18 protein-coding genes are annotated in these 21381 nt (G+C 67.8%); 5 read left to right on the forward strand and 13 right to left on the reverse strand.

Annotated elements, in window-relative coordinates:
- Nucleotides 1–316: 316 nt before the first annotated feature.
- Entirely contained in the window at nucleotides 317–1729 is a 1413-nt protein-coding gene (locus WT53_RS27675) for an 8-oxoguanine deaminase (protein WP_034207572.1), read from the forward strand.
- Nucleotides 1730–1867: 138 nt separating this feature from the next.
- Here the strand turns inward: WT53_RS27675 and WT53_RS27680 are convergent, their stop codons facing one another.
- Both WT53_RS27680 and WT53_RS27685 read right to left on the reverse strand, forming a co-directional pair.
- Nucleotides 1868–2797 carry a LysR substrate-binding domain-containing protein gene (locus tag WT53_RS27680; protein ID WP_006762467.1) on the reverse strand — a complete coding sequence of 310 codons (930 nt, stop codon included), beginning with the start codon at nucleotides 2795–2797 and terminating at the stop codon, nucleotides 1868–1870.
- Between the two features lie 219 nt (nucleotides 2798–3016).
- Nucleotides 3017–3226 carry a dodecin gene (locus WT53_RS27685; protein ID WP_006493215.1) on the reverse strand — a complete coding sequence of 70 codons (210 nt, stop codon included), beginning with the start codon at nucleotides 3224–3226 and terminating at the stop codon, nucleotides 3017–3019.
- 146 nt (nucleotides 3227–3372) lie between these two features.
- Here WT53_RS27685 and WT53_RS27690 point away from each other — a divergent pair, with 146 nt between their 5' ends.
- Complete coding sequence (locus WT53_RS27690) at nucleotides 3373–4266, forward strand: NAD(P)-dependent oxidoreductase (protein ID WP_034207571.1); 894 nt, start codon at nucleotides 3373–3375, stop codon at nucleotides 4264–4266.
- Between the two features lie 66 nt (nucleotides 4267–4332).
- Here the strand turns inward: WT53_RS27690 and WT53_RS27695 are convergent, their stop codons facing one another.
- The 4 genes from WT53_RS27695 to WT53_RS27710 all read right to left on the reverse strand — a co-directional run bounded on the left by WT53_RS27695 (nucleotide 4333) and on the right by WT53_RS27710 (nucleotide 7729).
- A complete protein-coding gene (locus tag WT53_RS27695) occupies nucleotides 4333–4779 on the reverse strand; it encodes a hypothetical protein (protein WP_179949053.1) in 447 nt (148 codons plus the stop codon).
- Between the two features lie 333 nt (nucleotides 4780–5112).
- Complete coding sequence (gene mscL, locus WT53_RS27700) at nucleotides 5113–5544, reverse strand: large conductance mechanosensitive channel protein MscL (protein WP_034207569.1); 432 nt, start codon at nucleotides 5542–5544, stop codon at nucleotides 5113–5115.
- A gap of 236 nt (nucleotides 5545–5780) precedes the next feature.
- Nucleotides 5781–6959, reverse strand: a complete 1179-nt coding sequence (locus WT53_RS27705; protein ID WP_034207568.1) for a lipopolysaccharide assembly protein LapB — start codon at nucleotides 6957–6959, stop codon at nucleotides 5781–5783.
- An 89-nt stretch (nucleotides 6960–7048) separates the two neighbouring features.
- A complete protein-coding gene (locus tag WT53_RS27710; RefSeq protein WP_034207567.1) occupies nucleotides 7049–7729 on the reverse strand; it encodes a PspA/IM30 family protein in 681 nt (226 codons plus the stop codon).
- 443 nt (nucleotides 7730–8172) lie between these two features.
- Here WT53_RS27710 and WT53_RS27715 point away from each other — a divergent pair, with 443 nt between their 5' ends.
- Nucleotides 8173–10692: a penicillin-binding protein 1A gene (locus WT53_RS27715; protein ID WP_060262382.1), complete on the forward strand. Its 2520-nt coding sequence runs from the start codon at nucleotides 8173–8175 to the stop codon at nucleotides 10690–10692.
- 82 nt (nucleotides 10693–10774) lie between these two features.
- Here WT53_RS27715 and WT53_RS27720 read toward each other — a convergent pair whose 3' ends face one another.
- From WT53_RS27720 to mfd, 4 genes are all read right to left on the reverse strand, one after another.
- Nucleotides 10775–11209, reverse strand: a complete 435-nt coding sequence (locus tag WT53_RS27720; protein ID WP_034207566.1) for a DUF3574 domain-containing protein — start codon at nucleotides 11207–11209, stop codon at nucleotides 10775–10777.
- Between the two features lie 145 nt (nucleotides 11210–11354).
- Nucleotides 11355–12374 (reverse strand): threonine/serine dehydratase, encoded by a 1020-nt coding sequence (locus WT53_RS27725; RefSeq protein WP_034207565.1) that lies wholly within the window; start codon nucleotides 12372–12374, stop codon nucleotides 11355–11357.
- A gap of 60 nt (nucleotides 12375–12434) precedes the next feature.
- On the reverse strand, nucleotides 12435–13655 hold the full coding sequence (argE, locus tag WT53_RS27730) for an acetylornithine deacetylase (RefSeq protein WP_034207564.1): 1221 nt from the start codon (nucleotides 13653–13655) through the stop codon (nucleotides 12435–12437).
- 104 nt (nucleotides 13656–13759) lie between these two features.
- The gene (gene mfd, locus WT53_RS27735; protein WP_034207563.1) at nucleotides 13760–17230 is read right to left on the reverse strand and encodes a transcription-repair coupling factor; all 3471 of its coding nucleotides are present in this window, start codon (nucleotides 17228–17230) and stop codon (nucleotides 13760–13762) included.
- A gap of 107 nt (nucleotides 17231–17337) precedes the next feature.
- Here mfd and ispD point away from each other — a divergent pair, with 107 nt between their 5' ends.
- Nucleotides 17338–18048: a 2-C-methyl-D-erythritol 4-phosphate cytidylyltransferase gene (gene ispD, locus WT53_RS27740; RefSeq protein ID WP_034207562.1), complete on the forward strand. Its 711-nt coding sequence runs from the start codon at nucleotides 17338–17340 to the stop codon at nucleotides 18046–18048.
- A gap of 29 nt (nucleotides 18049–18077) precedes the next feature.
- The gene (gene ispF, locus WT53_RS27745; protein ID WP_034207561.1) at nucleotides 18078–18560 is read left to right on the forward strand and encodes a 2-C-methyl-D-erythritol 2,4-cyclodiphosphate synthase; all 483 of its coding nucleotides are present in this window, start codon (nucleotides 18078–18080) and stop codon (nucleotides 18558–18560) included.
- Nucleotides 18561–18672: 112 nt separating this feature from the next.
- Here the strand turns inward: ispF and WT53_RS27750 are convergent, their stop codons facing one another.
- The 3 genes from WT53_RS27750 to WT53_RS27760 all read right to left on the reverse strand — a co-directional run bounded on the left by WT53_RS27750 (nucleotide 18673) and on the right by WT53_RS27760 (nucleotide 21376).
- Nucleotides 18673–19200, reverse strand: coding sequence for a carboxymuconolactone decarboxylase family protein (locus WT53_RS27750; protein WP_006478562.1), 528 nt, complete (start codon nucleotides 19198–19200; stop codon nucleotides 18673–18675).
- A 76-nt stretch (nucleotides 19201–19276) separates the two neighbouring features.
- A complete protein-coding gene (locus tag WT53_RS27755) occupies nucleotides 19277–19825 on the reverse strand; it encodes a peroxiredoxin (RefSeq protein ID WP_034207560.1) in 549 nt (182 codons plus the stop codon).
- A 189-nt stretch (nucleotides 19826–20014) separates the two neighbouring features.
- Entirely contained in the window at nucleotides 20015–21376 is a 1362-nt protein-coding gene (locus WT53_RS27760; protein ID WP_034207559.1) for an ATP-binding protein, read from the reverse strand.
- Nucleotides 21377–21381: the final 5 nt, after the last annotated feature.

Below are 21381 nucleotides of genomic sequence, written 5' to 3' on the forward strand. Positions count from 1 at the left end.
CTTCGAGCGCGGATTTCGGGCACCCGTCGGGGTACCCCTCGGGGCGCCCGGCGGGGCGTCGGGCGGCGTACCATACCGAATCCCTGAGGGGCGGCATTCCGGATCGCGTATTGTGCGCGGCGCGCGCCTGGGCGATCCTCCCGTCGTGCGCGTCGGCCCGTGGCCGGCGCGTACCCCGAAGACGGCGAGCACGCCGGGTAACCGGGCCAGGGCGTTCGAACGGACGCAGGCACCGGGGCGTGCCGCGATTCAGCGTTCGAACGGCTGTGTGACCGCCTCCAGGACAGCCCTGGAGGCAGACCGACGCGGAGAACGCATGAATCTCGAGCAGCACGCCGGCGCACGCGCGCCGAACTCCTCTTCATCCCGCCCGACGACCCTGCTGGTCAAGCACGCCGACGTGCTCGTGACCATGGACGACACGCGCCGCGAGTTGCGCGACGCGGGGCTCTACATCGAAGACAACCGGATCGTCGCGGTCGGCCCGACCGCCGAGCTGCCCGACACCGCCGACGAAGTGCTCGACCTGCGCGGCCACCTCGTGATCCCGGGGCTCGTGAATACGCACCACCACATGTACCAGAGCCTCACGCGTGCGGTGCCGGCCGCGCAGAACGCCGAACTGTTCGGCTGGCTCACGAACCTGTACCGGATCTGGGCGCATCTGACGCCCGAGATGATCGAGGTGTCGACGCTCACCGCGATGGCCGAGCTGCTGCAGTCGGGCTGCACGACGTCGAGCGACCATCTGTACATCTACCCGAACGGCAGCCGGCTCGACGACAGCATCGGCGCCGCGCAGCGGATCGGCATGCGTTTTCACGCGAGCCGCGGCGCGATGAGCGTCGGCCAGCGCGACGGCGGACTGCCGCCCGATTCGGTCGTCGAGCGCGAACCCGACATCCTGCGCGACGCGCAGCGCCTGATCGAGACCTATCACGACGAAGGCCGCTACGCGATGCTGCGCGTGGTCGTCGCGCCGTGCTCGCCGTTCTCGGTGAGCCGCGAGCTGATGCGCGACGCGGCCGTGCTCGCGCGCGAGTACGGCGTGTCGCTCCACACGCACCTCGCGGAGAACGTCAACGATATCGCGTACAGCCGCGAGAAGTTCGGGATGACGCCCGCCGAATATGCGGAAGATCTCGGCTGGGTCGGCCACGACGTGTGGCATGCGCACTGCGTGCAACTCGACGAGGCGGGCATCGGCCTGTTCGCGCGTACCGGCACGGGCGTCGCGCACTGCCCATGTTCGAACATGCGGTTGGCGTCCGGCATCGCGCCGGTGAAGAAGATGCGGCTCGCGGGCGTGCCGGTCGGCCTCGGCGTCGACGGCTCCGCGTCGAACGACGGCGCGCAGATGGTCGCGGAAGTGCGGCAGGCGCTGCTGCTGCAGCGGGTCGGCTTCGGGCCCGATGCGATGACCGCGCGCGAGGCGCTCGAGATCGCGACGCTCGGCGGCGCGAAGGTGTTGAACCGTGACGACATCGGCGCACTGAAACCCGGCATGGCCGCGGACTTCGCCGCGTTCGACCTGCGTCAGCCGCTGTTCGCGGGCGCGCTGCACGATCCGGTCGCGGCGCTCGTGTTCTGTGCGCCGTCGCAGACGGCGTACACGGTGGTGAACGGCAAGGTGGTGGTGCGGGAAGGGCGGCTCGCGACGCTCGATCTGCCGCCCGTGACCGAGCGTCACAACGCGCTTGCACACGCGCTGGTGGAAGCGTCGCGCTGACGCGTCGGCGGGGCGGTGGCGCCGCACGCTACGCAGCAGCCGCGCGGCCGTTGCGGCCGCGACCCGCCGCGCCACGCACCGGGCCGCCGCGTAACGGTGCGACCGGCACGACCGGCGCGCGCTGCGCGCCGTCTGCGATTACGCCTCGATCAGCGTGCGGGTGGCTTCGGCGACGAGGCTGCGCAGCCAGCGCACTTCGTCGGAGTAATGGCAGCGCTCGTGCCACAGCTGGTAGTACTGCATCGGCGGGAAGTCGAGCGGTGCGGGCACGACCGACAGCGGCAGGAACTTCGCGTAGTGATCGGCGAACAGCCGCGTGGTCGTGAAGATCAGGTCCGACTTCACGAGCACGTAAGGCGCGAGGTTGAAGTACGGCAGCGTGACGACCACATGACGCTTGAGCCGCTCGCGCGCGAGATGCACGTCGATCGCGCCGCGCTGGCCGACCGAATACGGCGTCGGCGCGAGATGCGGTGCGTTCAGGTACTGGTCGAGCGTGAGCCCGCCGCGCTTGGCGAACGGGTGCGTGTTGCTCATCAGGCAGACGATTTCGTCGACGAACAGATTCGACAGGTGCAGCTGCTCGGGCGGCTCGGGCCAGTTGCCGACGACGATGTCGAGCTTGCCGTCCTCCAGCGCGAGCTCGTAGTCGAACGCGGGGCCGAGCGAGTGGAACTCGAGCGTCGCGTTCGGCGCGGCCTGACGGAAGCGTTCGACGACCGTCGGCACGAACAGCACGTTCAGGTAGTCGGGGCAGCCGATCCGGTAGCAGCGGATCGACGTGGCCGGGTCGAAATTGTGCTGCTGGAACTTGATGCGCTCGATTTCACGCAGTGCGTTCTGCACGGGCTCGAGCAGGCGCAGCCCGTATTCGGTCGGCACCATGCCGGATTTGCCGCGCACCAGCAGCGGATCGCCGGTGATGTCGCGCAGGCGCCGCAGCGCGGCGCTGATCGCCGGTTGCGACTGGTTCAGTTTGACGGCCGCGCGCGTGACGCTGCGCTCCATCAACAAGGTGTGCAAGACGCGCAAGAGGTACGTGTCGATCGCCTCGCGTTGCTGACTCATGTTATCTCCGGTTTATATGGCTGGGCTGATCGAGGGGGTGGTCGGGTATATCGTTTTTAATATGAACGAAAATCAGCGTCAAGAGATGGATACCCGCGGATGCCCGCCGGCCAGGCCGCGACGAGGGACCTGAACGGGGGCGAAGGCGGGGCGCGCGGCGCCGCGCGGACCCGAACTGCGCGGATCCGGCGCGTGGCGCGAGGGGCGGCGGCGGGTGCGTCAGTCGTCGATGCGCATGCCGACCTTCAGCGTGACCTGCCAGTGCACGACCTGGTCGCCTTCGATGTGGCCGCGCGTTTCGGTCACCTGGAACCAGTGCAGGTTGTGCAACGTCTTGCCGGCTTTCGAGATCGCGTTGCGGATCGCGTCGTCGCTCGATTGCCGCGACGAACCGGTCAGCTCGATCATCTTGTACACGTGGTCGCTCATGATGCGCTCCCTGGGACGTTCGTATGGTGGGCCGGTGCAAGGCGCGGTCCCGCTACGGTTCCGCAACGGTCCCATCCGTGCCCGGCTTCTTGAGTGATAGGTATGATGGGCGGCAAGTGCAACCCATATCGGAGACGAGGAACATCGTGGAAGTCGGATTTTGCGGACCGGGATTGATGGGCGCGCCGATGATTCGGCATCTGCTGGCGGCCGGGCATCGCGTCGGCGTGTGGAATCGCTCGCGCGACAAGGCCGATGCGCTGGTGAAGGACGGTGCGCAGGTGGTCGGCACGCCGCGCGAGCTGGCCGAGCGCGTCGAGACGGTATTCGTGTGCGTCCTCGACGGCCGGGCGGTCGGCGACGTCGTGTTCGGCGAGCACGGGCTGCTTTCCGGTGACGCGAGCGCGCGCCGCCTGCAGCGCATCGTCGATCATTCAAGCATTCCGCCGGCCGCCACGCGCGACTACGCGGCGCGCGCGGCCGCACTCGAGGTCGGCTGGGTCGATGCGCCGGTGTCCGGCGGCGTGCCGGGCGCGCAGGCCGGCACGCTCGCGGTGATGGCCGGCGGCCGCGCGGCCGATCTCGACGCGGTGCGCCCGCTGATCGATACGTACGCGTCGCGCATCACGCACATGGGCGACGCGGGCGCCGGCCAGACGGCGAAGCTGTGCAACCAGGCGATCGTCACCGCGACGGTCACCGCGATCGCCGAGGCGGTCGGCCTGGCGCAGGCGAGCGGCATCGACGCCGCGCGTCTGGCCGAGGCGCTGGCCGGCGGCTGGGCCGATTCGGTGCTGCTGCAGACGTTCGTGCCGCGCATGACGTCGGGCGGCCATCCGCCGATCGGCGCGCTGAGTACGTTTCAGAAGGATGTCGATGCCATCGCGGACGCCGCTCGCGACACGGGCGCGGTGATGCCCGTGTCGGCCACCGTGCAGCAGGTGCTGAGGCTCGGCGCCGCGCAGGGGCTTGCCGGCGCCGATTTCGCCGCGTTCATCGACATCGTGCGACCGAACCCCGGCCGTCGGCAGGCGTCGTGAGCGGCAAGCGGGGCGCGTGAATGGCAGATGGGCCGCCCGGAGGCGGCCCATCGAATGACCGGCGGATCAGCCGAGCGAGCGGGGTGTCGTGTCGCCCGCGTTCTGGCGGCCGAGGCCGCCGCGCAGGCTGGCTTTCGTGCCTGCACCAAACTCGGGCAGGATGCGCGCACGCGCACGGCTCGCGAAGACGAGGAAGCCGAAGCCGTTGGCTTCGTACCAGTATCCGCCGTTCTCGAGGCCGTCGAGCGGCTGCTCGAGCGCGTTGGCGATCGATTCGATGCAGCGCTTGCGCAGCTCGGCGATGGCCGGATAGGGCGGCTGCGCGCCGCGTACGCTGCACAGGAGCACGTCGAGGCCGGGCAGCACGTGCGCGTAGAGGACGGGTTCGTCCTGCGCGCGGGCGCGGGCAATCTTGGTGTCGAGCTGGGCAAACGGTTTCGAGTGGCGCAAGACCGCGAGGAATGACTCCTGGCCATCCTGTTGCACACGCCGACGTTTTTTCGGGAAGGACATAAACACTCGCCTCAAAAACAATTGCAAGAAATGCGGCACTTTCATGCGACCCACTCCCGGCTATGTACGCCGCATGTCGATCCTTTATAGCACACGAAAATGCTGCATTCGTGCAGTACGACGATCAATGTCTCCCGTCGACCTGCTCGCCATGATCGACACAGCCAGCGTCTTGGCGCCCGTACTGTCGTTTAGTCTCCATCATAGACCTGCTTTTCCCGCGCGTGCATTCGCGCGTCACAAAAAAATGAGATAGGCCGCATGCGGCGGTGCATCGTGCGCGCAATAAAAAGGCCCGCACGAGGCGGGCCTGGCGGGCGGAGCGCGTGGCGATCAGCGCTGCTTGAGCGAATCGCGGATCTCGCGCAGCAGCACGGTGTCTTCCGGCGTCGCGGCCGGCGCGGCTTCTTCCGGCTTGCGCAGTTTGTTGATGAATTTCACCATCAGGAAAATGATGAACGCAAGGATCACGAAATTGATCGCCACGGTAATGAACGAGCCGTAGCCGAACGCGGCGACGCCCGCGGCCTGCAGGTCCTTGAACGAATCGGGATTACCCTTGAACGACGGCGGGATGGTGCCGAGCAGAACGAACTTGTTCGAGAAATCCAGGCCGCCGGTCAGCACGCCGATGACCGGCATGATGAGGTCCTTCACGACCGAGTCGACGATCTTCGAGAACGCGCCGCCGATGATCACGCCGACGGCGAGATCCATCACGTTGCCCTTGACGGCGAACTCCTTGAATTCCTTGATGATGCTCATGAGCGGCTTTCTCCTGGTTGGGGGCGAGGGAGGCGTGCCGCGACGCGCTGGATTGCTTTGCGTCGAATGAGGGTCGGTGGCACGCCGATGGCCGCATGATAGCGAACGTGCCCCATTGCCGGTAGTCCATCTTGAAATGATTGACAAATCCGCGTGTCGGCGCGGCCGGTCATGCAGCGGGGCCCGGCGTGCGTGCCGGGTGTCGACACGCACGTCGACGCCCGGTGCGCGGGTGCTCAGGTGTTGTCGTCGGTCCAGCCGTCGTCGTTGCTGCCGAGATCCATCCCGCCGCCGCCGCTGCCGTCGCTCCAGTTCGAATCGTCGCCGCGGCCGAGATCGAAGCCCGGATCGGCTTCGTGCCGGCGATGCTCGCCGTCGACGATCACGTCGCGCTCGACCACGCGATCGCGGCCGCCGGACATCGCTTCGCCGAGCAGCACGCCGGTCAGCAGCCCGCCCATTCCGCCGCCGAACCCGCCGCCTTGCTGGATCACGACGGGCGGCTGCTGTTGCGGATACGGTTGTTGCGGCGGGTAGGGCTGTTGCTGATACGGCTGGCCCTGCGCGCCCGTCATGCGGTCGGCTTCCTGCGCGTACACGGAACCGCTGCCGTTCGCCGGCGCCGCGGGCTGCGCGGCCGGGTCGGGGCGGCCTTCGACGCGCGCCTTCACGCTGGCGTGACGCTGTTCGAGTTCGTCGACGCGATACGGCGGCACCGGATTCTTGCCGTTCGACAGCGTCTCGACGAGCGTGCGCGCGTCGTTCTCGATCGCTTCGAGTTCGCCGGTCAGCGCCGCGGCGCCGGGCGCGGTCGACAGTTTCGCATCGAGCTTCAGCGGCCGGATGTCGTTCAGCACGTCGGTCGCGCGCTTGAGCTGCGTGCGGCGTTCGTCGTCGGCGCGGCCGTCGTCGGCCGTGCGTGCGCGCCGCAGCGTCCAGCGCAGTACCAGCGCGATCACGGCGACGATCAGCCCGAGGCCGATCCACATGCCGGTCGACGGACCGTGCTTGTCGGCCGGCGCGACGGCGGGGGCGAGCCCCGGCTGCAGCGTGCCGGCCTGCGTGGCCGACGGCGTGTTGCCGCTCACGCGCGCGGCGTCGGCGCGAATGCGCGACTCCGTCTGCGCGAAACGCGACGCGTCGGTGAAGCGCAGTTGCGGATCGAGCGATTTCGCGCGCTGCAGTTGCGCGAGCGCGTCGGACGCGCGACCTTCGCGGTCCAGCACCTGCGCATACAGGTAGCGCGCGTGCGCGTTGTTCGGATGGGCGTCGATGACTTGCGACAGCTGCGTGTCGGCGCGTTGCCAGTCGCGCTGCGCGATCGATTGTTCGACCTGCTGCAACGACGGGACCGCAAACGCGGCGGACGACAGCAACATCAGCGAGAGGCCGAGTGCGGCGAGGGATTTCTTCATGGTCGAACCGGGCGCAGGCGCCCGTCTCCTGACGATCGGTGCGCGCCGCGCACCCGGGCCGGGGCGCGGCGCGGTTGCCCGCGCGGCGGTTACTGCGCGGGCGTATCGAGCTGCTTCTTCAGCGCGGCGAGGCGATCCTCGACCGACGGGCCCTTGTTCAACGCGGCGAGCTTGTCGTCGAGCGCCTTGCCGCTCGACGTGTCGGCCGAATTCAGGCGCGCGTCCGAGCGTGCGTTCTGCAGCGCGACCTTGTCCTCGAGCTTCTGGAAGTCCTCGGACAGGTTCTTGCCGCCGATGCCGCCCAGCGCGCTGGCGGCCACGTCCTTCGCCTGCGCGATTTCCTGCTTGGCCTGCAGGATGTTCGAGCGCGCATTCAGGTCGTTGCGGCGCTGACGCATGTCGGCGATCTGCCCCTTCAGCTTCTCGACCGACGGCTCGAGCGTCGTCAGCTCGGCCGCGAGCGCATCGCGCTCGGCTTCCGCGTTCGCCTGCGCGGCGAGCGCCTCGCGGGCGAGCGCTTCGTCGCCGCCCTGCAGCGCGCGCTTCGCGCCGTCCTCGTACTTCTTCACCTTGTCGTCGGCCGCATCGCGCTTGCTGCGTTGGGTCGCGACCTGTGCCTCGATCTCGATCAGCGAATTCTCGGCACGGCCGATGCTGTCGTCGAGCTCCCGCACGATCTGCCGTGCGTCGCGCGACGGATCCTGTACCGAATCGGCCGCGTCGTTCAGCAGGCCTTTGATCGTGCGCGAAATAGAGTCGAAAAGCGACATGAAATCCTCCGTGGTTGAAAGGCGCCGCGTGACCGCGGCAGTGCCCGCCGCGAGCCGGTTCCGGCCCGCGTGAGCCGGCGGATATTACACCACCGGTTCACTTAAATACGGCTTAAACGCGCGAGTTCAAGCGGCTCGCGCATCAGGACGTCGAACCTTTCGCCGCTGAAAGAAAATCGCCCGCGCGTGCCGTATCGCGTGTCCATCATAGGCCGAGGATGGCGACAATACGTTCCGGAAATCACGGCATTGCGGGAATTTTTACAAAAAATCGCGAAGGCTCTCGGTCGATTTCATTAAAATGCGCTGTCACGTCGCGGGAACGGATCGCCGCGCGGCGGGGTCTGTCGACGTGACAGCCGCATCTCGATGTACCCACTCCGATTCATCCGCTTGCATTTCCGCATGCGTCCGAGGGCGCGATGTACGCCCGCCATTCCGACATGCCAATTATCAAACGACCGCCTTCTTCTTCCGACAGGAACGAACCCCACTACACGCTGCGCCGTTCGCCGTCCGGAGCCTATTACCCCGACGACGACCGCGACGACGGCCGCCGTGCGCAGCCGCGCAGCGGAGGTGACGGAGGGCGCCGCCGCACGTTCGGCTCGCGCGTCGCGCTGTGGTTCGTCGGCCTGTTCGCGACACTGGCGGTCGTCGGCGCGCTGATCGTCGGCTACGCGCTGGTCGTGATGGCGCCGCAACTGCCGTCGCTCGATGCGCTGACCAACTACCAGCCGAAGGTGCCGCTGCGCGTGTTCACCGCCGATCACGTACTGATCGGCGAGTTCGGCGAGGAGCGCCGCAGCCTCGTGCGCTTCCAGGACATACCCGACGTGATGAAGAAGGCCGTGCTCGCGATCGAGGACTACCGCTTCTACGAGCACGGCGGCGTCGACTTCCTCGGCATCCTGCGCGCGGGCGTGGCCGACCTGATGCACGGCGGCGCGCGCCAGGGCGCGAGCACGATCACGATGCAGGTCGCGCGCAACTTCTTCCTGTCGAGCGAGAAGACCTACACGCGCAAGATCTACGAGATGCTGCTCGCGTACAAGATCGAGAAGGCCCTGACGAAGGACCAGATTCTCGAGCTGTACATGAACCAGATCTATCTCGGCCAGCGTTCGTACGGCTTCGCGGCCGCGGCGCGCGTGTATTTCGGCAAGGACCTGAAGGACATCACGCTCGCGGAAGCGGCGATGCTCGCGGGGCTGCCGAAGGCGCCGTCCGCGTACAACCCGGTCGTCAATCCGAAGCGCGCGAAGGTGCGTCAGGAATACATCCTGAAGCGCATGCTCGACATCGGCTACATCACGCAACCGCAGTACGACGAAGCGATCAAGGAAGAGATCCACGTGCGCACGCCGGGCAACCAGTACGCGGTGCACGGCGAGTACGTCGCCGAGATGGTGCGGCAGATGATGTACGAGCAATACAAGGACGAAACCTACACGCGCGGGCTGACCGTCACGACGACGATCAACTCGGCCGACCAGGAAGCCGCGTATCAGGCGGTGCGTCGCGGCATTCTCGACTACGAGCGCCGTCACGGCTATCGCGGCCCCGAAGCGTCGATCAACCTGCCGCCGGCCGGCGACGAGCGCGACGAGGCGATCGACGACGCGCTCGCCGATCACCCGGACAACGGCGACCTGCAGTCGGCGGTCGTGCTGTCCGCCTCGCCGAACGCGGTCGAGGTGCAGTTCGTCGGCGGGGCGACCACGACGATCGGCCCGGCCGGGCTGCGCTTCGTATCGGCCGCGCTCGGGCCTCGCGCGAACAACGCGCTGCGCATCAAGCCGGGCTCGGTCGTGCGCGTGCTGAAGGACGGCAAGACGGGCTGGCAGGTCGTGCAGTTGCCGCAGGTCGAAGGCGCGCTCGTCGCGATCGCGCCGCAGGACGGCGCGATCCGCTCGCTCGTCGGCGGCTTCGACTTCAACAAGAGCAAGTTCAACCACGTGACGCAGGCATGGCGGCAGCCGGGCTCGTCGTTCAAGCCGTTCATCTATTCGGCGTCGCTCGACAAGGGGCTCGGGCCGGCGACGATGATCAACGACGCGCCGCTGTACTTCCCGCCGAGCGTGCCGGGCGGCACCGCATGGGAGCCGAAGGACGACGACCAGCCCGACGGCCCGATGACGATGCGCACCGGCCTGCAGCGTTCGAAGAACCTGGTATCGATCCGGATCCTCGCGTCGATCGGCACGCAGTATGCGCAGCAGTACGTGACGCAGCGCTTCGGCTTCGATCCGGCGAAGACGCCGCCTTACCTGCCGATGGCGCTCGGCGCGGGCCTCGTGACGCCGCTGCAGCTCGCGACCGGCTATGCGGTGTTCGCGAACGGCGGTTACAAGGTCGATCCGTACCTGATCGCCGAAGTCGACGACGCGCGCGGCCAGCCGTTGCAGAAGTCGCAGCCGGTGGTCGCGGGCGGCACGGCGCCGCGCACGATCGAAGGCCGCAACGCTTACGTGATGAACAGCCTGCTGCATTCGGTCGCGACGGCCGGCACGGGCGCGGGCACCAACGCGCTGGGCCGCAACGACCTGCAGGGCAAGACGGGTACCACGAACGACGCGAAGGACGGCTGGTTCGCCGGCTATCAGCAGTCGCTCGTCGCGGTCGCGTGGATGGGCTTCGACCAGCCGAAGAGCCTCGGTAGCCGCGAATTCGGCGCGCAACTCGCGTTGCCGATCTGGGTGAACTACATGCGCACCGCGCTGAACGGCGTGCCCGAGCAGCAGATGCCGATGCCGGACGGGCTGACCACGATCGACGGCGAACTGTACTACGCCGATCGCACGCCGGGTAACGGCTTCGTCGCGAACGTCGACATCAACCCGGCCGAGAACGCGATCAGCGCGAACGACGCACTCGGCTCGGCCGGCGCGGCCGGGCTGGCGCCGCCGCCCGTCACGCCGCAGGAGAAACAGCAGATCATGGACATGTTCGAGAACAAGTGAGCGGTACGTTGTTCTTCACCCATGCGACGGGCGCCTTCGGGCGCCCGGTTTTTTTACGCGGCCGGCGGCGGAAGACGGTGCATCAGAACGACGCGCAGGCCGGCACGACGGTCATGCCGACCGATTGCTGGTGAAATCGCCGGGCGTACGCTTGCCGGATCGCGGCGAGCCGCGTGCGCGTGTCCGGCGTATCGTCGGCGATGATACGGATGACGAAGCTGTCTTCGTGCGTGACCCCGCCGGTCGCACGATCGCGCCATTGGCCGTGCGTGTCCCAGTAGGTGAGACCGTCGGGGAAGCGCGGCGTGACCGTGTCGGCGAGGAACGCCGCGCGTTCGGCATCGGTGACGGGGCCGCGCCCCGCGATGTCGCGCCCGAACAGCAGATCGGCCTGCAGCATGCGGCTTTCGCCCGGTGGCGTGCAGGACGCGGGTGGTGCGCTGGAGGTGAACGAGGGCGGCGCCGCGCAACCGGCGAGCAGTGCGAGTGCCGCCGCGCATGCGGCCAGCCGCCGCATCTGCCCATTTCGTGACGATCGACCTTCGCGCGCGCAAAACGCTGCACGCTCAACCACTTGCGTGTGTGTCCGGCGGGTTATCAACAGGGCTGTCAACATAATCTGGGGATAACCCTCGGTTGGCCTGCGCAGGCGCGCGGCGCGATCAGTGCTGCAGTTGCGCGTGCGCGAGATGCATGCCGAGCGTGGCGGGGTCGGTATTCGTGCCCGACAGCAGCACGCCGACGCGCTTGCCCTGCAGCGTTTCGCGCAGCGGGCCGAGCAGCGCGGCGAGGGCGGCCGCGCAGGCCGGCTCGACCGACAGTTTCAGGTGCGAGAACAGGAACAGCATCGCGGCGCGCAGCGCGTCGTCGGATACGGTGACGATGCGCTCGAGGTGGCGCCGGCACAACTGGTAGCTGTATTCCTCGGTATGCGGCGCCATCAGCGAATCGGCGATCGTCTGCATCGCGCTCATCTTGATCGTGTGATTGGCCGCGAAGCTGCGGCTCATCGCGTCGGCGCCTTCCGGCTCGACGCCGTACACGCGCACGCGCGGATTCGCGAGTCGCAGCGCGGTCGCCATGCCGGCCGCGAGGCCGCCGCCGCCGATCGGCACGATCACCGCGTCGAGGTCCGGCGTCTGCGTCGCCCATTCGTAGCCGAGCGTCGCGGTGCCGAGGATCGTGTGATAGCCGTTGAACGGATGAATGAAGAAGCGGCCTTCCTCGGCCTCGATGCGCCGCACGAGATCGAACGCCTGCGACGCGCTGCCCGTCAGCACGACTTCCGCGCGGTACTGCTTGCATTGCGCGATGCGCGTCGGGCTCGCGGTATGGAACATCACGACCTTCGCGCTGCTGCCGAGCCGCATCGCCGCATACGCGACGGCCGCCGCATGATTGCCGGCCGACACGCAGGTGACGCCGGCGTTCTTGCGGCCTTCGTCGAGCGCGAGCAGGTGCGTGAACGCGCCGCGCGCCTTGAAGCTGCCGCTCGCCTGCAGCAGCTCGAACTTGAAGTTGACGTGCGTGCCTTCGAGGGACGGCAGGTCGGCGCGCTCGAACACGGGCGTGCGCGCGACCCACGGCGACAACGCGAAATGCTGCGCGGCGATTTCGTCGAGCGTCGGAATCGGCTCGCCGTCGATCGTCGTATGGGCGGTGCCTTGCTGTTCAGTCGACATGACGTGGCGGGAGGCGGAGTGGACCGGCCCGCGCACGCGGGCCGGCGTGGCGGGAGGCAGTCAGTGCGCGTCGACCGACATGCTGCGGATGAACTTGCGCAGGAACTGCTCGCAGCCGGCGAGCTGCGCGAGCTCGACATATTCGTTCGGCTTGTGCGCCTGCTCGATGTTGCCGGGCCCGCACACGACGCTCGGGATGCCCGCGCGCTCGAACAGGCCGGCCTCGGTGCCGTACGCGACCTTGCGCTTGTCCTGGTCGGCCGTCAGCGCGCGCACGAGCTGCGTGATCGCGGCCTGTTCGGTCGCGTCGAGGCCGGGCGCCGCGGCGATCTTCGAGAACTCGATCGCGGCGTTCGGATGTTCGCGAAGCATCTGCGGCAACAGCGTTTCCTGCGCATACGCTTGGATGCGCGTGAAGATTTGCTCGGGGTCGAGCGTCGGCAGGTTGCGGAATTCGAAGTCGAAGCGGCACTCGGCCGGCACCGTGTTGATCGCGTTGCCGCCCTGGATCGTGCTCGTCTGCGCGGTGGTGAACGGCACGTCGTACAGTTCGTCGAACGGGCCTTCGGTGCGAAAGCGCTCGGCGATGTCGCGGATGTGGCAGATGAGGCGCGCCGCATACTCGATCGCGTTGAGCCCCTTCGGCGTCAGCGACGAATGCGCGGCATGGCCGCGCACGCAGCAGCGGTATGCGTTGATGCCCTTGTGCGCGATGATCGGCCGCATGCTGGTCGGCTCGCCGACGATGCAGCCGGACGGCTGCACGCCGCGCTTCACCAGATCGGCGATCATCAGCGGCGCGCCCGCACAGCCGATTTCCTCGTCGTACGACAGCGCGAAATGGATCGGCTTCGCGAGCTTCGTCGCCTGCATCTCGGGCAGCAGCGCGAGCGCCGCGCCGATGAAGCCTTTCATGTCGCAGGTGCCGCGGCCGTACAGGCGGCCGTCGCGGATTTCCGGCGCGAACGGGTTGCTGTCCCATTGCTGGCCGTCGACCGGCACGACGTCGGTGTGGCCCGACAGCACGATGCCGCCGTTGGTCGAGCCGTCGTGCGCGGGCACGGTGGCAAACAGGTTTGCCCAGCCTTCGCGCGGATCGTGCGTGATCGTCGACGCGATGCCCTTCGCGGCGAGCGCGTCGCGCACCGTTTCGATCAGGCCGAGGTTCGGCACGCGGCTCGTCGTGTCCATCGACACGAGCTGCTTGACCCAGGGCAGGCTGACGAGCGATGCGTCGCCTTCGGTTGCGGCGGACGGTGCGGTCGCGTCGAGAGTGGACATGGCAAAACTCCGTCTGATGAATGGGAAATCATACTCAAAAACGCGCCGGCCCGCCTTCGTCGGGCGCGATGCGGTGCAGCAACGTCGCGCCCGTCAGGATCGCGTCAACGCGCCGCGACGGCCGCCCCCTGTTTCGGGCCGAGCGCGCGCAGCGTTTCCTTGATCGTCGACACGCGGATCGCGAGGTCGGGCGAGCGCGTCTCGATGCGCAGCTTGTCCTGCCCCGCGAGCTTGATATGGCGATGCTTCTGCACCATCTCGATGATCCGCATCGGGTCGATCGGCGGGTTCGGCTCGAACTGCAGACCGATCGCGGCCTCGCTCGCGTCGATCTTCACGATGCCGAGCGGCTTCGCGGCGATCCGCAGCCGGTGCGTCTCGACGAGCGCGTGCGCCTGCGGCGGCAGCTTGCCGAAGCGGTCGATCAGTTCCTCCTGGATGCCGTCGATCGCGTCGCCGTGCTCGCAGTTCGCGAGCCGCTTGTACAGCGACAGCCGCTCCTGTACGTCCGCGCAGTAGTCGGCCGGCAGGATCGCGGGCGCATGCAGGTTGATTTCGGTCGTCGCGGCGAGCGGGGCGGTGAGGTCGGGCTCCTTGCCGTTCTTCAGCGCCTTCACCGCGTCGTTCAGCATGTCCGTATAGAGCTGGAAGCCGATCTCGTGGATTTCGCCCGACTGCTTGTCGCCGAGCACTTCGCCGGTGCCGCGGATCTCGAGGTCGTGCATCGCGAGATAGAAGCCCGAGCCCAGCTCCTCCATCTGCTGGATCGCTTCCAGCCGGCGCTGCGCCTGCTTGGTCAGCGACTGCGGATCGTGGACCAGCAGATACGCATACGCCTGGTGGTGCGAGCGGCCGACGCGGCCGCGCAGCTGGTGAAGCTGCGCGAGGCCGAACTTGTCCGCGCGGTGCATGATGATCGTGTTCGCGCTCGGCACGTCGATGCCGGTCTCGATGATGGTCGTGCACAGCAGCACGTTCGCGCGTTGCGCGACGAAGTCGCGCATCACGCGTTCGAGTTCGCGTTCGTGCATCTGGCCGTGCGCGATCACGATGCGCGCCTCGGGCACGAGCGCCTCGAGCATCGCCTTGCGGTTCTCGATCGTCTCGACTTCGTTGTGCAGGAAGTACACCTGGCCGCCGCGCTTCAGCTCGCGCAGCATCGCCTCGCGGATCACGCTTTCTTCCTCGCGCCGCACGAAAGTCTTGATCGCGAGCCGCTTCTGCGGCGCGGTCGCGATCACCGAGAAATCGCGCAGCCCTTCGAGCGCCATCCCGAGCGTGCGCGGAATCGGCGTCGCGGTGAGCGTCAGCACGTCGACCTCCGCGCGCAGCGCCTTCAGCGCTTCCTTCTGGCGCACGCCGAAGCGGTGTTCCTCGTCGATGATCACGAGGCCGAGGCGCTTGAACTGCACGTCCGACGACAGCAGCTTGTGCGTGCCGATCACGATGTCGACGCTGCCTTCGTTGATCTGCGCGATCGCCGCGTTCACTTCCTTTGCGGTCTTGAAGCGCGACAGCTCGACGATGCGCACCGGCCAGTCCGCGAAGCGGTCGGCGAAGGTCTGCGTGTGCTGCTCGGCGAGCAGCGTGGTCGGCGACAGCAGCGCGACCTGCTTGCCGCCCAGCACCGCGATGAACGCCGCACGCAGCGCGACCTCGGTCTTGCCGAAGCCGACGTCGCCGCACACGAGGCGATCCATCGGCTTGCCGCTCGTCATGTCGCCGATCACGGCCGCGATCGCCGCGGCCTGGTCGGGGGTTTCCTCGAAGCCGAAGCTTTCCGCGAATTTCACGTAGTCGCGCGGATCGAGCGAGAACGCGTGGCCTTCGCGGGCCGCGCGGCGCGCGTACAGGTTCAGCAGCTCGGCGGCCGTGTCGCGGATCTGCTGCGCGGCCTTGCGTTTCGCGCGCTCCCACTGGCCGGAGCCGAGCGCGTGCAGCGGCGCGCTGTCGGGATCGGCGCCGCTGTAGCGCGAGATCACGTGCAGTTGCGCGACGGGCACGTAGAGCTTGCTGTCGCCCGAGTATTCGAGATGCAGGAATTCGGTCTCGCCTTCGCCGAGATCCATCGACACGAGGCCCATGTAGCGGCCGATGCCGTGCTGCGCGTGGACGACCGGGTCGCCGACCTTCAGCTCCGACAGGTCGCGCACCATCGCGTCGACGTTGCTCGCCTGTTCCTGCCGGCGGCGGCCCGCGCGGCGGCCGAGCGCGCCGTACAGCTCGGTCTCGGTGACGATCGCATAGCCTTCGCCCGGCACCGCGAAGCCGGTCGCGAGCGGCGCGACGCCGAGCGCGAAGCGTTCGTCGCTCGCGAGCCAGCCCGCGAAGTGGTCGTTCGACGCGGGGCGCAGGTGATGCTCGGCGAGCAGTTGCAGGATCGTCTCGCGGCGGCCGGCCGATTCGACCGTCAGCAGCACGCGCTTGCCCGACGATTCGACGAACCTGCGCAGCGAGGCGAGCGGATCGTCGGCATGGCGGTCGACGGTGAGCTCGGGCAGCGCGGTCGCCCAGCCGCCGGCCGGCTGCGCGGGCAGCACGACGCGCGCGAACGGCTTCGCGAACGCGAAGAAATCCTCGTCGGACAGGAACAGCCGCTGCGGCTCGAGGATCGGCCGCTCGCGATCGTGCGCGAGGAACGCGTGACGCTGCTTCGTATCGGCCGTGAAGCGGCGGATCGATGCGTCCAGATCGCCGGCGAACACGAGATGCGCGTCCTGCGGCAGATAGTGGAACAGCGTGGCCGTCTCGTCGAAGAACAGCGGCAGGTAATACTCGATGCCGGCCGACGGCACGCCGTTGCCGATGTCCTTGTAGATCGGCGCGCGGCTCGGGTCGCCTTCGAAGGTTTCGCGCCAGCGGCTGCGGAAGGCCGTGCGCGCGGCTTCGTCGAACGGGAACTCGCGGCCGGGCAGCAGGCGCACGTCGCGCACCGGGTAGAGGCTGCGCTGCGTGTCGGGATCGAACGCGCGGATCGAATCGACCTGGTCGTCGAACAGGTCGATCCGGTACGGCAGCGGCGAGCCCATCGGGTACAGGTCGATCAGCGAGCCGCGCACGCAGTATTCGCCGGGGCGCACGACCTGGCTCACGTGCTCGTAGCCGGCCAGCGTGAGCTGGGCCTTCAGCTTCGCCTCGTCGAGCCGCTCGCCCTGCGCGAACGCGAACGTGTACGCGGCCATGAACGACGCCGGCGGCATCCGGTACAGCGCGGTCGTGGCGGGCACGAGCAGGATGTCGCAGCGGCCCTCGCCGAGGTCGTGCAGCGTCGCGAGCCGCTCCGACACGAGGTCCTGGTGCGGGGAGAAGGTGTCGTACGGCAGCGTTTCCCAGTCGGGCAGCAGGCGCACGCGCGCATCGGGCGAGAAGTAGGGGATTTCCTGCGACAGCCGCTGCGCGTCGACCGCGTTCGCGCAGATCACCGCGAGCAGCGGCACGTCCGGACGGTTGTCGGCGAGATAACGGGCGATGGCGAGCGCGTCGGCGGAGCCGTGCGCGCCGTCGAAGGCGAAGCGCTGGCCGGGCTTGACGCGGGCAACGGGTGAAGCGGACGGGGTGGAAGCGTTATCTGGCATAGGGACGACAGGGGTGGCGTGCACGGGCGCAGCGCGGTGCGCCGGTCGAGACGAAAGACCTATTATAAAATCCGCTTCTCGATTTCATCTTTCCGGCGTTTGCCTTCGTGACTCCCCGACTTTTCGCCCTGATTCCCTGTGCCGGCACGGGCAGCCGTTCCGGCTCGGCCGTGCCGAAGCAATATCGCACGCTGGCCGGCCGCGCGCTGCTGCACTACACGCTCGCCGCGTTCGACGCATGCAGCGAGTTCTCGCAGACGCTCGTCGTGCTCGCGCCCGACGACTCCCATTTCGACGCACGCCGCTTCGCGGGCCTGCGCTTCGCGGTGCGCCGCTGCGGCGGCGGCTCGCGGCAGGCGTCGGTGCTCAACGGGCTGCTGGAGCTGGCCGAATTCGGCGCGACCGACCACGACTGGGTGCTCGTGCACGACGCCGCGCGCCCGGGCATCACGCCGGCGCTGATCCGCACGCTCGTCACGACGCTGAAGGACGACCCGGTCGGCGGCATCGTCGCGCTGCCGGTGGCCGACACGCTCAAGCGCGTGCCGGCCGGCGGCGACGCGATCGCGCGCACGGAGTCGCGCGACGCGCTGTGGCAGGCGCAGACCCCGCAGATGTTCCGCATCGGCATGCTGCGCGACGCGATCCTGCGCGCGCAGCGCGAAGGGCACGACCTGACCGACGAAGCGAGCGCGATCGAATGGGCCGGCCATACGCCGCGCGTCGTGCAGGGCAGCCTGCGCAATTTCAAGGTCACGTACCCGGAAGATTTCGCGCTCGCGGAAGCGATTCTCGCGCGGGCCGCGAACGCTTCCTGACTTTTCCCTCATCTCAAACCGGATTACGCATGGATTTCAGAATCGGACAAGGCTACGACGTGCATCAGCTCGTCCCGGGACGCCCGCTCATCATCGGCGGCGTGACGATTCCGTACGAGCGCGGTCTGCTCGGCCACTCGGACGCGGACGTGCTGCTGCACGCGATCACCGACGCGCTGTTCGGCGCGGCGGCGCTCGGCGACATCGGCCGTCATTTCTCCGACACGGATGCGGCATTCAAGGGCGCGGACAGCCGCGTGCTGCTGCGCGAGTGCGTCGCCCGCGTGAACGCGGCCGGCTTCGCGATCCAGAACGTCGACAGCACGGTGATCGCGCAGGCGCCCAAGCTCGCGCCGCACATCGACGGGATGCGCGCGAACATCGCGGCCGATCTCGGGCTGCCGCTCGAGCGCGTGAACGTGAAGGCGAAGACCAACGAGAAGCTCGGCTATCTCGGCCGCGGCGAGGGGATCGAGGCGCAGGCCGCCGCACTGCTGGTGAAGCAGGGCTGAAACCGCGACCGGGCGGCGGCGCCCGCGCGGCGTCCCGCCGGAAAGCAAAAATGCCACGCAAGCGCGTGGCATTTTTTTCATGCGGAGCCGGCCCCGAGTGGGGCGGCGCGGCTTACTCGCCTTCGGCGGCGATCACCTGCGCGGCGGCGTTGATCACCGACGCGATGCGGCCGACGTCGCGCAGTTGCGTGACGGTCATCCCTTGCTCGTTCTTCAGCAGCGCATAGTGCGACTTCACGCAGAAGTGGCACTTGCCGACGATCGACGCGGCGAGCGCGTACATCTCGAACTTGCGCTTGTCGACGCCGCCGTGCGTCGCATACGCGCCCATCCGCAATTCGGCGCGCTGCGTCTTCAGGTCGGCGTCGTCGGCCATCTCGACGTACGGATACCAGGTGTTGTTCATCCCCATCAGCGCGGCCGCCGTCAGCACGGCGTTCGTCTCCTCGGGCGACAGCACGCCGGCTTCGCGGATCGTCTTGACGAGCACCGTGCTCTTCGCCGCGATGGCCGCCGCCAGTGCTACGCCGACCGCGTCGGTGCCTTCGAGCGACGAGCGCGAGATCGTGCCGTCGAGGTTCAGGCGAATGTCCTTCGCGTAGTCGGGGATGCGTGCCTTAATCGAGTCGATGAATTCCATTGATATCTCCTATGGGTTGGCCGTTAAAAAAGCCCGCAGGCAGGACGTGCGCCGCGGGCTTCGTGCATCGATGCGCTTACAGCGTTGCGCCGCCGACTGCACGGTTGCACGGGCACAGTTCGTCCGTTTGCAGGCCGTCCAGAATGCGCAGGACTTCTTCCGGGCTGCGGCCGACGTTCAGGTTGTTCACCGAAACGTGCTGGATCGTGTTGTCCGGATCGACGATGAACGTTGCACGCAGGGCCACGCCGGCTTCCTTGTCGCGCACGCCGAGCTGGTCGATCAGTTCGCCCTTGACGTCGCCGAACGAATAGTGGTTCAGCTTGTCGAGGTCCTTGTGCTCACGGCGCCATGCGAGCTTGACGAATTCGTTGTCCGAGCTGCCGCCGAGCAGGACGGCGTCGCGCTCTTCGAACTGCTTCGTGAGCTTCGCGAACTCGACGATTTCCGTCGGGCACACGAACGTGAAATCCTTCGGATAGAAGTAGATGATCTTCCACTTGCCCGGGAACGACGCTTCGGTGATGGTCTCGAACGCCGACTGGCCGTTTTCCTCGTGATTGTTGAAGCCCGGCTTCGCGGCTACGACGGTGAAAGCTTCGAGTTTATCGCCCACGGTTTTCATGCGGATACTCCTGTGTGAGTTGGGAAGAAGACTGAGTCAAGCTACCTCGGTGCTGCAACGATGATGTGACAGCATGAAAATGACTATAACACTATTGATGCGCCGCATCAATAGATTTTGACTAACGACCTTCATAGCTTTTGTCAACCGGATCGATAGTGTGACGCGCAAGATGCGTGCGCGAACGTGTCATGCGGTCGCACGCGCCTTGCCGGCGCCGGGGAATTCGAGCGTGACTTCGAGGCCGGCTTCCGGGTGGCGGTTACGCAGGCGCAGCGCGCCGCGGTAGCGGCCGACGAGCCGCAGCACGATCGCCATGCCGAGCCCCGTGCCGTCCGCCTTGGTGCGCGCGGTGTCGACGCGGTAAAACGGCCGCATCACGAGCGGCAACTGATCCTCGGGGATGCCGGGGCCTTCGTCGCTCACCGACAGCTCGACGCGCGCATGCGACACGCGCGTCTCGAGCGTGATGCGCGAGATGCCGTCCTGCTTGCTCTGACCGTACTTGCGCGCGTTCTCGACGAGGTTGCCGATCACGCGCCGCATGTCGGTCTCGTCGGCTTCGATGATCGCGCTCGGCGCGAGCCGCGTGCGGATTTCGACGCCGTCCTCGCCCGACACGCGCGCGGCGACGTCCTGCGCGACCGACGACAGATCGACGGGCTCGGGCTTGCGCTGCGACGGGCGCGCGTAGTCGATGAAGGCCGCGATGATGCGGTCCATTTGCTCGATGTCGTCGACCATCGCGTCCTTGGTCGCCTGGTCGGACGGGCTCATCTCGGTTTCGAGCCGCAGCCGCGCGAGCGGCGTGCGCAGGTCGTGCGAGATGCCCGCGAGCATCAGCGCGCGATCGGCCTCGAGCTGTTCGAGGTCGCGCACCATCTGGTTGAAGCTGCGGTTGGTCTCGGCCGCGACGCCCATCCCGCGCTCGGGCAGCGGCTCGGGCGCCTGGCCCGAACCGACCTGGCGCGCGGCGAGCGCGAGCCGCGAGAACGGCCGGTTCACGAGGCTGGTGATGAACGCGGAGCCGAATAGCGACAGCGCGAGCGCGAACAGCCCCCAGCCGGCCCACTGCAGGCCCGTGACGTTGTCGAGCTGGTCGCGATCGAGCGCGACCCAGTAATCGTCGTCGTCGATCTTGAAGCTGATCCACACGCCGGGAATGTCGTTGACCGACTGCGCGATCACGGTATCGTCGCCGAGGCGGCTGCGGATGTCGTGTTCGATCAGGCGGGTCAGCGATTCGTCGGGCTGCAGCGTGAACTTGTCGGTTTTTTCGCGCGGGTACACGCGCACGCCCTCGTTGCTCTCGAGATCCTGCAGCAGCGCGCGCCGCAAGTCGGGATCGGAATAGAGCAGGGCGGTGCGGGTGAGTTTCACGACCGCGACGAGCTGGAGCGCGACGCGCTGCGCGCGCGGCTCGCGCTCGATCACGCGAAAGCTCTGGAACCACGCGGCGAGACTGACCGAGATCAGCAGCGCGATCAGCAGGAAGGTGCGCCAGAACAGCCCGCCGAACGCGAGCTGCAGAAGGCGCCGGTCGATACGCATGGGAC

Source organism: Burkholderia sp. MSMB2157WGS, from assembly GCF_001532755.1.
GTDB lineage: Bacteria > Pseudomonadota > Gammaproteobacteria > Burkholderiales > Burkholderiaceae > Burkholderia.

What these genes read in the sequence shown, in the direction of transcription:
- WT53_RS27675 (WP_034207572.1), top strand. Translation starts at nt 317, where the DNA reads ATGAATCTCGAGCAGCACGCCGGCGCACGCGCGCCGAACTCCTCTTCA.
- WT53_RS27680 (WP_006762467.1), bottom strand. Translation starts at nt 2,797, where the DNA reads ATGAGTCAGCAACGCGAGGCGATCGACACGTACCTCTTGCGCGTCTTG.
- WT53_RS27685 (WP_006493215.1), bottom strand. Translation starts at nt 3,226, where the DNA reads ATGAGCGACCACGTGTACAAGATGATCGAGCTGACCGGTTCGTCGCGG.
- WT53_RS27695 (WP_179949053.1), bottom strand. Translation starts at nt 4,779, where the DNA reads ATGTCCTTCCCGAAAAAACGTCGGCGTGTGCAACAGGATGGCCAGGAG.
- mscL (WP_034207569.1), bottom strand. Translation starts at nt 5,544, where the DNA reads ATGAGCATCATCAAGGAATTCAAGGAGTTCGCCGTCAAGGGCAACGTG.
- WT53_RS27705 (WP_034207568.1), bottom strand. Translation starts at nt 6,959, where the DNA reads ATGAAGAAATCCCTCGCCGCACTCGGCCTCTCGCTGATGTTGCTGTCG.
- WT53_RS27710 (WP_034207567.1), bottom strand. Translation starts at nt 7,729, where the DNA reads ATGTCGCTTTTCGACTCTATTTCGCGCACGATCAAAGGCCTGCTGAAC.
- WT53_RS27715 (WP_060262382.1), top strand. Translation starts at nt 8,173, where the DNA reads ATGCCAATTATCAAACGACCGCCTTCTTCTTCCGACAGGAACGAACCC.
- WT53_RS27720 (WP_034207566.1), bottom strand. Translation starts at nt 11,209, where the DNA reads ATGCGGCGGCTGGCCGCATGCGCGGCGGCACTCGCACTGCTCGCCGGT.
- WT53_RS27725 (WP_034207565.1), bottom strand. Translation starts at nt 12,374, where the DNA reads ATGTCGACTGAACAGCAAGGCACCGCCCATACGACGATCGACGGCGAG.
- argE (WP_034207564.1), bottom strand. Translation starts at nt 13,655, where the DNA reads ATGTCCACTCTCGACGCGACCGCACCGTCCGCCGCAACCGAAGGCGAC.
- mfd (WP_034207563.1), bottom strand. Translation starts at nt 17,230, where the DNA reads ATGCCAGATAACGCTTCCACCCCGTCCGCTTCACCCGTTGCCCGCGTC.
- ispF (WP_034207561.1), top strand. Translation starts at nt 18,078, where the DNA reads ATGGATTTCAGAATCGGACAAGGCTACGACGTGCATCAGCTCGTCCCG.
- WT53_RS27750 (WP_006478562.1), bottom strand. Translation starts at nt 19,200, where the DNA reads ATGGAATTCATCGACTCGATTAAGGCACGCATCCCCGACTACGCGAAG.
- WT53_RS27755 (WP_034207560.1), bottom strand. Translation starts at nt 19,825, where the DNA reads ATGAAAACCGTGGGCGATAAACTCGAAGCTTTCACCGTCGTAGCCGCG.
- WT53_RS27760 (WP_034207559.1), bottom strand. Translation starts at nt 21,376, where the DNA reads ATGCGTATCGACCGGCGCCTTCTGCAGCTCGCGTTCGGCGGGCTGTTC.